Source organism: Acinetobacter sp. RF15B, from assembly GCF_007558235.1.
Taxonomy (GTDB): Bacteria; Pseudomonadota; Gammaproteobacteria; order Pseudomonadales; family Moraxellaceae; genus Acinetobacter; species Acinetobacter lwoffii_C.
Genome location: NZ_VLSR01000018.1, coordinates 35,920 through 50,775, shown reverse-complemented (window position 1 = coordinate 50,775; position 14,856 = coordinate 35,920). Strand labels below are relative to the sequence as shown.

The 14,856-nt window shown below is 43.1% G+C and carries 10 protein-coding genes and 2 pseudogenes; 1 reads left to right on the top strand and 11 read right to left on the bottom strand.

Annotated features, from left to right (window positions below):
* The 10 genes and pseudogenes from E2K74_RS11950 to E2K74_RS14550 all read right to left on the bottom strand — a co-directional run.
* A pseudogene (locus E2K74_RS11950) lies at nucleotides 1–271 on the bottom strand (Fe/S-dependent 2-methylisocitrate dehydratase AcnD); the annotation flags it as partial.
* Complete coding sequence (gene prpC / locus E2K74_RS11945; protein WP_151207837.1) at nucleotides 271–1,428, bottom strand: 2-methylcitrate synthase; 1,158 nt, start codon at nucleotides 1,426–1,428, stop codon at nucleotides 271–273. The gene prpC and the pseudogene E2K74_RS11950, both read right to left, overlap by 1 nt.
* A gap of 76 nt (nucleotides 1,429–1,504) precedes the next feature.
* Nucleotides 1,505–2,389 (bottom strand): methylisocitrate lyase, encoded by an 885-nt coding sequence (prpB, locus tag E2K74_RS11940; RefSeq protein ID WP_151207835.1) that lies wholly within the window; start codon nucleotides 2,387–2,389, stop codon nucleotides 1,505–1,507.
* Between the two features lie 447 nt (nucleotides 2,390–2,836).
* Complete coding sequence (locus E2K74_RS11935) at nucleotides 2,837–4,474, bottom strand: long-chain-fatty-acid--CoA ligase (RefSeq protein WP_151207833.1); 1,638 nt, start codon at nucleotides 4,472–4,474, stop codon at nucleotides 2,837–2,839.
* Between the two features lie 402 nt (nucleotides 4,475–4,876).
* Nucleotides 4,877–5,896, bottom strand: a complete 1,020-nt coding sequence (locus tag E2K74_RS11930) for an AraC family transcriptional regulator (RefSeq protein ID WP_151207831.1) — start codon at nucleotides 5,894–5,896, stop codon at nucleotides 4,877–4,879.
* Between the two features lie 162 nt (nucleotides 5,897–6,058).
* Nucleotides 6,059–7,891, bottom strand: coding sequence for a DUF1302 domain-containing protein (locus E2K74_RS11925; RefSeq protein WP_151207829.1), 1,833 nt, complete (start codon nucleotides 7,889–7,891; stop codon nucleotides 6,059–6,061).
* Between the two features lie 249 nt (nucleotides 7,892–8,140).
* Complete coding sequence (locus tag E2K74_RS11920; protein WP_151207827.1) at nucleotides 8,141–8,884, bottom strand: carboxymuconolactone decarboxylase family protein; 744 nt, start codon at nucleotides 8,882–8,884, stop codon at nucleotides 8,141–8,143.
* An 85-nt stretch (nucleotides 8,885–8,969) separates the two neighbouring features.
* Nucleotides 8,970–10,801 (bottom strand): annotated as a pseudogene (locus E2K74_RS11915) (DUF1302 domain-containing protein).
* Between the two features lie 337 nt (nucleotides 10,802–11,138).
* Complete coding sequence (locus tag E2K74_RS11910; protein WP_151207825.1) at nucleotides 11,139–11,732, bottom strand: RBBP9/YdeN family alpha/beta hydrolase; 594 nt, start codon at nucleotides 11,730–11,732, stop codon at nucleotides 11,139–11,141.
* 139 nt (nucleotides 11,733–11,871) lie between these two features.
* A complete protein-coding gene (locus E2K74_RS14550; RefSeq protein ID WP_153228204.1) occupies nucleotides 11,872–12,033 on the bottom strand; it encodes a hypothetical protein in 162 nt (53 codons plus the stop codon).
* A gap of 585 nt (nucleotides 12,034–12,618) precedes the next feature.
* On the opposite strand from E2K74_RS14550, the gene E2K74_RS11905 reads away from it, so the two are divergent.
* Nucleotides 12,619–13,632 (top strand): AraC family transcriptional regulator, encoded by a 1,014-nt coding sequence (locus E2K74_RS11905; protein ID WP_151207823.1) that lies wholly within the window; start codon nucleotides 12,619–12,621, stop codon nucleotides 13,630–13,632.
* A gap of 222 nt (nucleotides 13,633–13,854) precedes the next feature.
* On the opposite strand, the gene E2K74_RS11900 is transcribed toward E2K74_RS11905, so the two are convergent.
* Nucleotides 13,855–14,847 carry a YeiH family protein gene (locus E2K74_RS11900; RefSeq protein WP_151207843.1) on the bottom strand — a complete coding sequence of 331 codons (993 nt, stop codon included), beginning with the start codon at nucleotides 14,845–14,847 and terminating at the stop codon, nucleotides 13,855–13,857.
* Between the last annotated feature and the right edge of the window lie 9 nt (nucleotides 14,848–14,856).

Sequence of the window (14,856 nt, the reverse complement as noted above, 5' to 3'; positions counted from 1 at the left end):
GGTCAACCAGTGCAGTTTGACCGAGAATGTCATGACAGACCACGCGGGCGGGATACCAGGGGAAATCGTGATCCTGTTTACGGTAAATCAGTTCTTTTAACGACTGTTCAAGAATCGCGGGATCACAGCGGCGCACCAGCTGCTCGGCCAGTACTTTGGAGGTATAGGGAAGTTTGGCATAGGCGCCTGGCTGGATATCTTCCACGGCCTGACGCACGTCATAATATTCCAGCGGGGTGCCTTGCAGCGGTTTACGATATTTTTTGTTCATTAATCACGCTCCGCCAATGGTTTAAACTGAAGATTTTCAGGACCTGTGTAGTTCGCGCTTGGACGGATAATTTTTCCATCTTGACGCTGTTCGATCACGTGCGCTGACCAGCCTGCTGTACGGGCAATCACAAACAATGGCGTAAACATTGCAGTCGGAACACCCATTAAGTGATAGCTCACTGCACTAAACCAGTCGAGGTTCGGGAACATGTTTTTTACTTCTTTCATCACTGCTTCCAAACGCTCAGCGATTAAGTACATCTTGGTATTTTCTTGTGCTTCTGCCAAATCATGGGCCACTTTCTTGATCACTTCATTCCGCGGGTCAGAAATCGTATATACCGGGTGCCCAAAACCAATAATCACTTCTTTATTTTCAACACGTTTACGAATATCAGCTTCTGCTTCATCTGCATTGTCATAACGTTGTTGAATCACAAATGCCACTTCATTTGCCCCACCATGTTTAGGTCCGCGCAGCGCACCAATACCGCCGGTAATTGCCGAGTACATATCAGAACCTGTACCTGCAACCACACGTGAAGTAAATGTAGATGCGTTGAACTCATGCTCGGCATACAAAATTAATGAGGTATGCATGGCCTGAATCCATTCTTCAGATGGTTTTTCGCCATGCAACAAATGTAAGAAATGTGCGGCAATGGATTCATCATCAGTTTCAACTTCAATACGACGACCGTTGTTGCTGAAGTGATACCAATACAACAAGATTGAGCCCAAACTTGCCATTAATTTATCGGCAATATCTTTGGCACCCGCTTCGTTATGATCTTCATGTTCTGGTGTTAAACAACCCAAAACTGACACTCCCGTACGCATTACATCCATCGGGTGTGCAGACGGTGGTAATTGCTCAAGGGCGGTTTTAAGTGCGACCGGTAAACCACGCAGGGCTTTTAATTTGGCTTTATAGGCTTTGAGTTCGGCTTTATTTGGTAATTTGCCATGGACAAGCAAGTAAGCCACTTCTTCAAACTCGCTTCCTGCTGCAAGATCAAGAATGTCATAGCCACGGTAATGTAAGTCATTGCCGCTACGTCCTACGGTACAAAGGGCTGTATTGCCTGCAACCTGCCCGCTAAGTGCAACTGATTTTTTTGGTTTGAAGCCTGTTGCTGGTTCATATGAGCTCATAAGATCGTCCTTTCCTATTTATTCCTGTCTGTTTAATTTTTTTGTAGAACACGGCAACATCCGCCGTGTTTACTGCTTATTTGGTTTTGGCAAATGCATTGTCCAGATAGTCTTCAAATGCGTAGTAATTAATACGTTCATATAACTCTTTACGCGTTTGCATAATGTCTACTACGTTTTTTTGAGTGCCCTCTTTACGCAGGGTTTCATACACGGTTTCAGCAGCCTTATTCATGGCACGGAAAGCCGAAAGTGGATAAAGCGCCAGGCTTACATCGGCAGATGCCAACTCTTCAGTCGTAAACAGTGGTGTAGAACCAAATTCGGTAATGTTTGCCAAAATCGGCGCACCAGTTTTCTGTGCAAATTGCTTGTACATCTCAAGCTCGGTAATTGCTTCAGGGAACAGCATGTCGGCACCTGCTTCAATGTAGGCACCTGCACGGTCAATGGCTGCCTGTAAACCGTCAACTGCCAAGGCGTCGGTACGTGCCATAATCACAAAGCTATCATCGCTGCGGGCATCTACCGCAGCTTTAATACGGTCAACCATTTCTGCTTGAGTCACAATGGCTTTGTTCGGACGGTGACCACAACGTTTGGCACCCACCTGATCTTCAATATGCATTGCACCGGCACCATACTTGATGAGCGATTTCACTGTACGGGCAATGTTAAAGGCAGAAGACCCAAAACCTGTGTCGGCATCTACCAGTAATGGCAGATCACAGACATCGGTAATACGGCGTACATCGGTCAAGACATCATCAAGGTTACTGATGCCCAAATCAGGCAATCCAAGAGAACCGGCTGCTACACCACCACCTGATAAGTAAATTGCTTTATAACCGGCACGTTTTGCTAAAAGTGCGTGATTGGCATTAATGGTTCCGACCACTTGTAAGGGCTGCTCTTGGGCGACTGCATCGCGAAATAGCTGACCTGCGGTTTGTTTAGCCATTGTTATATTCTCCTTGTCCTTGTGATAGTATGTACTCAATATTTTTCTAAGACGGATTGATCTACCGATGCATGATTAATTCGCCAGGTTCACGATTAACTCATGCAGTTACACATTTAAAATATTGGTATTTTTTCCGGTGCTTCTTCAGTCAAGCGCGGATATTTCAAAAGTTGCTCAGATTAATCAGGCTGAAGTTTATATATTTTCAAATCAACTATTTATCTCAATAAAACGTATTACAGCATGTCGTTTTTATTTAGAAAATAGCCTATAAACCTACTTGCAATAATCTTTCGTATTGAAAAGATTTGATTTTAAACACTATTAATTCGATGAGCTTGAGAAAATCCAGCAAGATGATGAACAGCTTGATTCATGGCTCTTTCCTTTGTTTCTAAATACCTTAATAGTGATTATATTTTCCTGATTAATCCGATTAAAAAATTAGACCGGAATGGCTTCCAATAGCACAGAACCATATAACTCACGTAAGTCTTTTTTCAGGATTTTTCCTGTCCCACCTACAGGGATTGAATCTACAAAAATCACTTTGTCTGGAATCTGCCATTTCGCAATTTTATTGGTATAAAAATCCAGCACTTCACTTTCTGTTAATTGACTATGCTGTGATTTCTTTGCAATTAAAATAGGCCGTTCATCCCATTTAGGATGGGTCGCCGCAATCACCGCGACGCTATCCAGCTCCGGATGTGCGATGGCAATATTTTCCAGTTCAACCGATGAAATCCACTCACCTCCAGATTTGATCAGGTCTTTAGAACGATCACAAATCTGCATATAGCCATCTTGATCGAGCGTGGCAATATCGCCTGTATCAAACCAGCCATCCGCAGTTAAGGCTTGATCAAATTGATTAAAATAAGATTCAACAATCCAGTGACCTTTAATTTGCAGATGCCCCGGCGTGTAACCATCACGTGCAGATTGCTCAACTCCTTTCTCTTCATGACACAGGCGCAGACTCACACCATAAGGTGGTCGCCCCTGAGCGTATCGGATTGGGGTCTGCTCGGCCTCATCGCTATCTAAATGCTTGGATTTAAGCTGGTTCACCACACCCAGCGGGCTGGTTTCTGTCATGCCCCAAGCGTGAATCGTTTCACATTGAAAATCATCTTTAAACGCTTTCAGCATAGATGGAGGACATGCCGCGCCACCAACAATATTGCGCACCAGACTTTCCAGTTTACTGCCAGACTGATAGGCTGCCGTTAACAGGCCCTGCCAGATGGTCGGCACACCTAAAGCATTCGTGACTTTATATTTATCAATTAACTGCACCAGGCTCGCACCATCCAGCATCGGACCCGGTAAAACCAGACTGCATCCCACCATCGCAGCAGAGTATGGAGTACCCCAGGCATTGACATGGAACATCGGCACCACTGGCAAGATGCGGTCAAGCGCCGAGAAATTAAATGAATCTGGCAAGCTCGCAGCATAGCTATGTAAAACAGTAGAGCGATGCGTGTATAAGACACCCTTAGGATGACCTGTGGTCCCCGAGGTATAACACAATGAACTGGCTTTAGATTCTTCCAGTTCTGGCCACTCAAACTGATCTGACTGGGCGCGGATTAAATCATCATAAAAATAAACATTCGGTAAAGCTTTTTGAATTTCATCATCAAAGGCATCCAGACAAATAAAGTGTTCAACACATGGAATGGAATCTTTAATAGATAACACTAAATTAATAAATGTTTTATCAAAAATCAGAACCTTATCATTCGCATCATTTACGATATAGCTGAGCTGTTCTGGAAATAGTCGAGGGTTGATGGTATGACAGACCAATCCACTGCCTGAAATGCCATACCAGGTTTCCAGATGGCGATGATTATTCCAGGCAATAGTGGCTACGCGATCGCTAATCACCAAATCGAAAGATTCCAACACATTGGCAAAACGCTTTGCATTTTGTGCAACCTGACCCCAGTTGGTATGGGTCATCGTGCCATCCGTATTCTTTGAGATAATCGCCGTATCAGCATGATAGGTTGCGGCATGCTCGATGAGGCTGCTAATCAGCAGCGGCTGAAACATCATATTTCCGATCATCTAAAAACTTCCTTATTCACTAATTTTTTAGAGTAGTTTTTACATCCGTCGAGTATTTTCACACGGGAATTGCCCCTTAAATTACTCGCTTTTTTTATTTTGTTTTTGTCATTTGGTTTTGTATTTTTGTCATTTCGTCACAATCAGACAAAATATTTAAATATCCTCTATATCATTGTATTTATTCAATATAATTAAAACAAATGAAGCTTATTTATAAAACTGAAGCCGTTTTTTTGCTTTAAACCCGTCAGCCCCCCAATTCCGCTCTTGATCCTTTGATAAATAACGACAGGTTTAAAAAAATGCAGATAAAATTCACCCTTCATTTTTAGCAATGAAGGGTGAAATGGAAGATGGTTTGCTCATGGGTTCAGCTATCGCGCCATGACAGAAAAATGTTTATGTCGCGACATGCATTCGCCGCCAACGTCCAGGCGTTATTCCATACCAGCGCTTAAACGCGCGGGTAAAATTGGCCTGATCGTCATAACCGACTTGATTCGCCACATCAATAATCATGAGCTTTTTGTTTTTCAATAAAGTGGAGGCCAGATTTTTACGGGTATTTTCCAGCAACGCTTCAAATGTGGTCTGATCGCGATGTAAATAGCGGTACAACGTAAAGCGGTGTACGGAAAAATACTCGGCCACTCGTTCAATGGTACAGTTACGGTGCGGCAAAAGCTCTTCAATGATTTTACAAATCTGGCTGATCAGATCCAGACTTTCCCGGCTTTGTAATTCCGACAAATGCTGACGTAAAAACTGGTCAAGCTGACGGTCATGTCCTGCCCGTTGTTGATCCAATTGTTCTTGTGGAAACAAAATTTCATGCTGCATTTGCCCGAACCAGACCGGACAGCCAAACACTTTTTCATACAGATGCGCGCACTTTGGTTTTGCATAGGAAATACGTACCAAAGACGGCCGCCAAGATTTGCCTAAAATCATTTCAATAATAGACACCATCGCGACCAAATAAGCAGTTTGATATTGCTCTTTGCCTGGAATATCCCCATCAATATGCATACAAATACGTGCATACCCCTGATCTTCCTGCAAATCCAGTTTTTGACCGCGGTACCACATGCTGCCGTAATTAAACAGGCTCTGCATGGCATCTCGCATACTGGCGGCATTCAACACCAAAAACCGTAAAGGCCCGATATTTAAAAACTGGGCTTTTTTCCCAATCAATAACCCTAAATGGTCACAACCCGTTAACTCTTCCACAGCCTGAAAAATATGGCCTTGCGTTTGCAGGGAAATGGGCAGCAAATTATTTTTCAAGTCATCTAATTGAATAGCGAACTGATCGAATAATGCTTGCGCATCATGGCCCTGCTCTTGTAAATAATCGGCAATCAGATTAAGTATGCCAATAGGATTAGATTTTTCTTGAATAAAACTGTCCATCATTTACTTTGACCTCCTGAACTGCCGAAGGAAAACCAGCTTATCCTTAGCCTGTTTCAGTACTATTTTCATTTTGCTAATCTGTCGAATGTGAACCCAGCTGATCCTGTTGACAAACATCAGGATAGATCAGGTCTCCTTGCCTTTATATTTTAATCCCTTGCGTCAAAAATTCATTTTGAATACCAAAGAGGCAAAATCACGGTCATCTAAAACACTAAACTCGTTTGATCCAAAAAAGTTGGTATAGGCAAGTTCCGCTGTATATTTTTGCTGATAGGTAGCCGATACACTGGCACTCATGGCCATTTGCCCTTCCTGAAAATTTTGGCTATACCCATGAATATCATGACGAAACATGAGACTTGGAGTAATAACGGTAGCAGGCAATAACTCCGGATAATTTAACGCACCTTTTAAACGATACCCTAACGACCATTCACTGAAAAATCCATCTTTACTATTACAAAAACGCTCGTTCATTCGATCAATAGCTTCATCGGGTAAATGGGCTGTTCCATAGGCAGTACATTGAAACTCTTTGGTTTGCGGATTATAAGCTCCCGTCGATAAATCACTTCGACCAAATGCGCTACTGCGTCCGATACGATGATTAGCAATATCTGCAATATGATTAGCACCAAATTCTGCGGTCCATTTTAAATCTTTCCCACCCCAAAAATCAGGGAATGTATGGTTTGCACCTATGGAAAATTGAGTAACAGGCAATCGGACATAGCCTTTGATATATTGATTTAATTCCGGTGACACTCCCGGTTCGGTGAAAGGAGTATCCTTGGCTAAAATTTGAAAATAGACGATATCAGGGCCATTGAGCTGTAAGGGCTGGTTGGGCTTATGGTTGAGTTCACTATAAATAGAAGTCGCGCCAACTGTGGTACTCAAGCTTAAGCCATACATTTCAATATTTTCTGGATAAACTGCAAAAAAAGCAGCCGTATCAAAGTTTTCAGGGCCATAGCCTTTGACAGTGGTCGCATCAAAATTTGCAATCCGATTGTGAAAGTTGGCGTAATAAATTCCAAGTTCAGCATTGTTAAGAACCGGAATATTTTGTTTCAATGCCAAACCAAATTGTCCACTGTCCTTAGGCATACGATCACTGGTCCTTGGAATATAAGTCTGATTGTTTAGCGCCGTTTCAGACAACTTGTCTCCTGAGGCAATCAACATAGGGCCACAGTTTTTAGGTAATACATCGGAAACTTCAAAAAAAGTTCCGCAGCCATCGGCCACCGTCGGCCTGAACTTAAATTGATAAAATCCTTCTACTTTTAGTTTTGCATTAAGCTGGGTAGAAAATGAGAACATTTCAGCTGGAATAATGTTTTCTCGAAATTCTCCTCCTGGACTGTTCATTGCCGCGAAGTCAAACGCATTGACTGAATTAAGCCCATTTAATAGAAAACGGGATTTGCCCCAATTTAAAGCTTGCTTGCCAATTTTGATATTTAAATCTTGATCATTATCAAAGGTGAAGTTTTTCCAGATATAAGCATCCCACAGATCAATCCCTTTAAATTTGGCCAGGCGAGGCCAGGCAGAATCATCAAATGCTTTTAAATCGCCATGTCCGGTTTCATAAGCATGGTCATACCAGTATTTTGTACTCAGTACAGCCCCCTGATGTGTCCCGTCTACTTTGACTTGGGTAAAACCTTTTATAATTTGAGAAATAGCATCATTTTTACTGAAGTTCATCCGACCATCATCAGCATTAATATCGAGGCTATTGCCTGCTTTACCAATATGGTTTGCATCTGGTTTATACAGTAAATTTCTGTCTGCTGACTGAGTACTCCAGCTTCCCCCTAAACTTAAATAAGTCTCGGTTGAAAGTTTCCAGTTTTCATTGAGCTCAAAACTGCCTGCACTGGTGTGAGGCGTAATAACCAAAATACCAGACATTATTCCAATATATTGCTTGACCGATCTGCTGCTTCCTTTCCTATTGAAATATATAGATTGATTCACCATACCATCTCCATTTAGATATGATTGTTTTTGAGAATCCTGCTGCAACAATTGTGAAGAACCTAAATGAATGAAAGACCGTTAACCTCGAATTTGAAACTATCCGGTAACCAGTCCGCTTAAGCGGTCATTGTCTCCATACCGGGTCATCCTCCTCTCGCATTCAAGGCAGACAGCATCGAAATGAACAGCACACAAGCTTCCTCATGCGCTGTTTAAACTGCATGTCGCCTGTATTTAAGAAATCTCGCTTTAGAGCGCTGCAGGATATTCTTTTAGTACCTCTTGCAATAAAGAGACACCAACTTCAAAGGTTTCCAGTCCTTGTAAACTTACAATCTTAAAAACTTCCAGAATTTGTGCCTTGGTCGCCCCTAAAGCAAGAGCAGCTTTAATATGGCGCTGTATTCCGGGTTTCCACAGATGGGTAATATTGGCATCACCCGCTATGCAGAGAAGTTCAATCCAGAGCGGGGGTAATATGCCCCTACGCCAAACATCGGTGGCCATGTTTAAAAAATTTTCTAAATAGACAGGATCCCATAAATAAAGTGTTTCCCATGCAGGATTAAAACTTCCATTCTTACGCATCTCATCGCATATGGGAGTAGATGTTTTTTTAGCCTGGCTTTCTGGCATGCGGGTTAAAGATAATTCCTTAACTAAAATGGGAATTCCTAAGGCGCAGGAATGAATCCCCACAATACTAGCGAGTTTAAATACTTCGACAATTTCAGCTTGCGTAACCCCTAGTTTCAAGGCAGCCTGAACATGCTGTTTTACCCCTTCTGCATACAAATGGGTGGCGGTCACATCAATACATAAACGGATCAGAGTGACCAAGCGAGGATCTAGAGGCTGATTCTTCTGGTCATTCTGAACCAGATTTGTCAGCTTCTGTACCCATACAGGATCATTCTGAATCAGGAACTCGATGGAAGTATCTAAAAATCCAGTTTCCTTTAGTGCATCAGAATCATGAGTTTGGTTCTTCACTTTATCCCTTTTATTCTTTCAATCTCTGTTTAAACTTAGGGCGATTCATAAAATCTCGCCCTGTTTTCATTGAAGTTTTTTTTAATTAAAAATTCATTTTAAATACTAAAGAGGCAAAATCACGATCATCCAGCGTACTGAAGTCATTAGTGCCAAAGAAGTTGGTATAGCCAATTTCAGCGGTATATTTATTTTGATAAGTTGCAGAAACTCCAGCAGAAATCGCCATTTGTCCTTCCTGGAAATTTGGACCATAACCATGTACATCATGGCGGAAGATCAGACTTGGCGTCACCGTCGTTTGCGCTAACAGATCGTTATAAGTCAATGCACCACGCAAACGATACCCCGCCATTCTTCAAAAAAGCCTTTATCATTACAGTATTTTGCATTCAGTTTGCGAATTTCTTCATCTGACAATTTAGCGGTTTGAGGTGCAATACAGTAAGTACTCACATCATCCGGATCATAGGCGCCTGTGGACAGGCCACTACGGCCAAATGCACCACTACGGCCAAAATGATAGTTGCCCAACTCTCCAATATGATTGACGCCCAATTCGCCCATGAAAGACAAAGAGCTTGCACCCAGTACATTCGGAATTGCACTAGCCGCGCCAATCGTAAACTGGGTGACCGGTACACGCGCATACCCCTTGATGCGCTCACCTAACCCCAAGGTTTCGCCTGGCGCGGTAATCGGTGTATCGTCAAAGAGTGCCTGTGCGTAGACAATGTCGGTACTGTTAAAATGCAGTGGCATGCTTGGCTTATAGTTTAATTCACTAAAAATAGCAGTCTTGCCGACTTTGCCGCTTAAGCTTAGACCGTACATTTCAATATCTTCCGGATAGACTGAAACAATACGTGCAGTATGATAATTTTGGGCACCCGGTGCCGAAACCACCACCCCATCAAAATGCAGAATACGGCTGTGGTAATTGGCATAATACGCACCAAGCTCTGCATTATTTAAGCTCGGAATGGTTTGTTTAATGGCAAAGCCAAATTGTCCGCTATCTTTGGCATATTCGCTTGGCAGGCGGGCAATACTGAAATTCACTGGGCCATTGATCGCTTCATCCGTGGTAAAACCCGGACCGCCCACCAAAAGCGGGCCACAGTTTTCGGCAAAGACGTCCGAAATTTCAAAGAAAGTGCCGCAGCCATCAATAACGGAAGGCCTGAATTTAAACTGATAGAACCCTTCAACTTTAAGATTCTCATTTAAACCCGCTACAAAAGAGAACATCTCGACTGGAATAATACGTTCTTTGATGTCACCGCCCGGACGGTTCATGCTTGCAAAGTCAAAGGCACTGACCGAGTTTAAACCATTTTGGAAGAATTGAGATTTTCCCCAGTTCAAGGCATGTTTGCCCAGTTTCAGGTTCAGGCTTTTTGAGTCGTCAAAGTTAAAGTTCTTCCAGATATAGGCATCCCACAGGTCAATGCCTTTGTATTTTACAAGACGTGGCCATGCCGAATCATCAAATGGCAGAAAATCGCCACGACCGGTTTCATACGCATGGTCATACCAGTATTTAGCACTTAGTACTGCACCTTGCTGATCGCCATTTAAACGTAGCTCGGTTAAGCCTTTGATCACCTGTGAAATGGCATCGCCTTTTTCAAAGTTAGCACGGCCATTATCCCCATTAATGTCAATACTCGAGCCTTCTTTGCCAATACTGTTCGCATCTGGTTTGTACAGCATCGCAGGATCTGGATCCTGGGTACTCCAGCTCTGACCAATAGTCAGACTGGTACTGGTCTCCAGTTTCCATTGATCATTCAGTGTATAACTTGCCGCTTGTGTATAAGAAACCGTAAAGATTAACCCCATAAATAGACTCAGCCTAGTCCGCTGCATATTTGGGTGTTTACATTTTTTATTGTTTAGAACCTGACCCACCATATCATCTCCATATAGATATGATCATATTGCTTATGATGTGAATATCTGGATTAAGCTAAAAAAGCAGATTAATCCCTCGCTTGTTCTTCAAATACATCTTTAAATTGACCCAAGCTGACTTATGCCAAAATATAGGTTTCGCCATCCTTGGCTCAGACTAAGCTACTGAATTTGAATAAATGAAATTTGTCATTCAGCCATATTTTTTTGTCATTCTGTCACTTGGTACTGCTTTATCTTGCTCATTTTTTTAAAAAATTTAGAGCATAAAAGGCAATCTATAAAACTACACCGAATGTCTCGCGACATTACTGAACGCAAATATCTCTAGTACTGATTAAGCGCTTAAATTATCTTTTTGACCGAGCGCATCCAGCTGCAAAATATACTGTTCAGCATCAGGCCAAGCCCCATAACCTGCAGCTGGATTTAAATGTCCAACCGCACCTGCATTGACCAGTTGACTGCCCCATTGTGCTGCCATGTGTTCTACCGCTTCAAAAGAGGCCAGGTGGTCATTGGTACTGGCCACCACAATACTTGGGAAAGGCAGTTTATGGGTGGGCAAAGGCTCCCAGCCTTCTTGGCGCAGCGCTTCTGGACTTGGATAGTTTGCAGGCCAACTTTGTGACAAATCTGGCGGTGCTACCAATAAAGCACCCTGAATATTGGCATGGTGCAGGGCTGCCCAATGAACAGTCATTAACACGCCAGCACTGTGCGCCACCAAAATCACCGGGCCCTCAATTTTTTCCAGCTCAGCCTGAATACGTGCGACCCGATTCGCGCAGTTCAATTTATTGGTTTCGGCAGGTTCCACCGTCCGCACTTTTTGCAAACCTGAAGCTAACAATGTCTGCCAGTGTTCCTCTACATGATCGCGTAAGCCGGGAATAATCAGTACTGTCGAATGTGTAAATAGTTTTTCCATTTGCGCACCTATTAAGCATTAAATACTTTGCCGATCCTTGGGCAAGGCTTATTGCTATCCAACATAAATTGATGACACGGCAAACAATATACATAGCATGACAAACACTTGTCATTTGATGACATTTCAAAACAGCAATTCATTTCAAACGAACCAACAAACCAAAATAAGCATATGTTTTATTTAAATAAATTGGTTTTTTAATTCTTTTTCTTCCTGCACCGATGCTTTTTCTAACATTCCACCAATTGCCTAAAACAAATACAGCCCTAATAATAGGATCTGTTGACAATTCGTCCATGTTTCAACGCAAGAGACATATCTCGCAAGAGTTTTAGCTCAGATGAGGCAGGAAATTCAGCCATTTGAAATGAATGACTCATAATGAGAGAGCAGCAGAAGTATGCTTGCCCTGAAAGGCAATAAGCTAAAACCGGCTCGGATTTCATTATGAAAATGGGCACTAGTGTTGTGACTCCTTTCCTTTTCATGCCTGCTCTGCTCAGTTTTGGCTTACAGCGCAATCCTTATACAATGTCAACAGACCCTAAGGTAGAGTTTCGCTCAGGATGTGCTGAAACCTTCAAAACAATGAATCGTTGTAGAGAATAAAGGAGGCATCAACTGCTTAAAAGAACGGTAGCTCTTTCATATCTATACCCTGTAAATTTAGCTTAGGCAGATGGCCTTAGTCAGCAGCGCCCGGCTGTCCGTCAGTGCAGGCTGGATCCAGCTTAAACAGTGGCGCAGACAGATAAAAATCAGCATCAAAGGAGAACAGAAAAGTGGTATAAATTATCTACAGAATAATTGTATTTTAAGTATTAAATATCGGTTATAGATAAAACATCAATCAGGATGGATTGATGCAGACAGAGAGACAAAGATGGTCCCACTTGCACATACCGCTGTACTCAAAAACTATTTTGATGTCAGCCAACGACTAGCCTTAAATCCATATCACTTACTTTCCAATGCTGGCATTTTCCCTGCCCTGCTTAATGACGTCAAGCAGCGAATTCCGGTTGATAAAGCCATTCATTTACTTGAGCAATCAGCGCAAATCAGCGGCTGTGAAGCCTTCGGCCTTTATATGGCTGAACAGCGCCAGATCGCAGATTTCGGTGAACTAAGCCTGTTGCTGAGCTATCAGCACACCCTGCGTGATGCGCTGCAAACCATTGTCAGATACCGCAATATTATTAACAATGCGCTGGAAATGTGCCTTGAAGAAATTGGCAATACGGTGATTATCCGGCTGGAAGTCATTTCCGAGTTTAATAGCTACAGCCGTCAGGCAATTGAATTGGCGCTCGGCATCACACACCGTTTCTGCACGGCACTTCTCTCTCAAAAATGGAATCCTCTCAGTGTCCATTTTACGCATAATGCACCGCATGACCTGACTGTCCATCAACGTGTATTTGGCTGTCCTTTAGAGTTTGGCAGTGAGTTTAATGGTATTGTTTGCACCATAGCCGAACTGGACAAAACCAATCCGCAAGCCAATACCGCAATGGCGGATCACGCGCAACGTTATTTAGATATCGATCTTCTGCATAATGAAAATGAGTCTTCCATTATTTCTGATATTCGCAAAAGTATTTATCTGCTGTTGCCCATGGGACGTGCGACGATTGCTCAAGTTGCCCATACCCATGGGGTCAATGTCCGTACCTTGCAGCGACGTTTAGAAGCGTCTAATACCAGTTTTAGCAGTTTAATTAATGATGTTCGACGAGTTCTGGTTTTCCGTTATCTAAAAAATCCACATTATTCACTTGGGCAGGTTTCGGACATTTTAGGTTATTCGATGCCCAGCTCTTTTACCCGCTGGTTTATCAGCCAGTTTGGGGTCTCACCTACCGAGTGGCGTCACAACCATTTAATGGTACATTAAGTCCGGAATGGCAGGCGTCTAAAAAAGGGAAATAAAATATTTTATTTCCCTTTTTTGTTTCGTTCATTTTAAAGTTTTAACAGCACACAGCGCAGCATGCATAAAAAAACCAGTCAACGTTGCTGTTAAATGTTCAGCCTTAGGATCAAATTCGTCAGCTCAGCTTCAAAAGCTTCGCTGGCGAATTGCTGCTAATGATTGAATATCTTGAGAAACCAAGAATTAAAATAGCCAATACATCACGGCCAAGACCAGCACGACCAGGAAGATACTTTCACCGACCATAAAGAGTACCGGCTTTATTCCGACGGTTGCCAGTTCTTTAAACTGGGTTTTCATACCAAGGGCACTGATTGAAATAATCAAGCACCAGCGTGATAAGTCACTCACTCCCCCCTGCACGATGGACGGCACCCATCCTGTGCTATTGATGCAGGCAAGAAGTAAAAAGCCTACCGCAAACCACGGCAATAACGGTGGACGCTTGCCCGTTGAACTTACGCCTTGCATGCGGGTGATCATTGCTGCGCAGACAATAACCGGTAACAGCATGGCCACACGCATCAATTTTACTACGGTTGCCGTATCGCCTGTTTCCGTTGACATACTGTAGCCTGCACCCACCACCTGAGCCACATCATGAATGGTGGCACCTAAAAATATGCCGGCATGCTGTGGCGATAACTCCTGCCACTGCGCAATCATGGGATACACAATCATGGCAATGGTAGAAAGTGCAGATACGCCAATGACGGTAAATAAAGTCGCTTTTTCTTTCTGCGGATGGTTAGGCAGCGCAGCCGAGAGCGCCAATGCGGCTGAAGCACCGCAAATTGCCGTTGCACCACCCGTCAGCATGCCAAATAAACGCTGGAAACCAATCAGCTTGGCAACCACCACTGACACTGAAATGGTGACAATAATCAAAGTGAGTACCAGCACAATAGGCTGCCAGCCTAATGCTGTAATCTGTTCCAGGGTAATGCGCATACCCAGCAATGCAATACCAATGCGCAACACTGTACGTGCAGTAAACTCTATCCCGGCTTTACAATGACCTTCGGTAGCTAAAAAACTTAAACTCATGCCTAATAACAAGGCAAACAACATCACAGGTGCGCCATAATGCTCAGCCAGGAAACTCGCCGCAGCAGCAGCAACCAGACTCACGGTAAATCCCGGTGCCAATTCACGTGCTCGCTGTATCCAGCCCATTCTCTGCCC

Coding starts and splice junctions, on each gene's coding strand:
- prpC (WP_151207837.1), bottom strand. CDS start 1,428: ATGAGCTCATATGAACCAGCAACAGGCTTCAAACCAAAAAAATCAGTT.
- prpB (WP_151207835.1), bottom strand. CDS start 2,389: ATGGCTAAACAAACCGCAGGTCAGCTATTTCGCGATGCAGTCGCCCAA.
- E2K74_RS11935 (WP_151207833.1), bottom strand. CDS start 4,474: ATGATCGGAAATATGATGTTTCAGCCGCTGCTGATTAGCAGCCTCATC.
- E2K74_RS11930 (WP_151207831.1), bottom strand. CDS start 5,896: ATGATGGACAGTTTTATTCAAGAAAAATCTAATCCTATTGGCATACTT.
- E2K74_RS11925 (WP_151207829.1), bottom strand. CDS start 7,891: ATGGTGAATCAATCTATATATTTCAATAGGAAAGGAAGCAGCAGATCG.
- E2K74_RS11910 (WP_151207825.1), bottom strand. CDS start 11,732: ATGGAAAAACTATTTACACATTCGACAGTACTGATTATTCCCGGCTTA.
- E2K74_RS14550 (WP_153228204.1), bottom strand. CDS start 12,033: ATGGACGAATTGTCAACAGATCCTATTATTAGGGCTGTATTTGTTTTA.
- E2K74_RS11905 (WP_151207823.1), top strand. CDS start 12,619: ATGGTCCCACTTGCACATACCGCTGTACTCAAAAACTATTTTGATGTC.
- E2K74_RS11900 (WP_151207843.1), bottom strand. CDS start 14,847: ATGGGCTGGATACAGCGAGCACGTGAATTGGCACCGGGATTTACCGTG.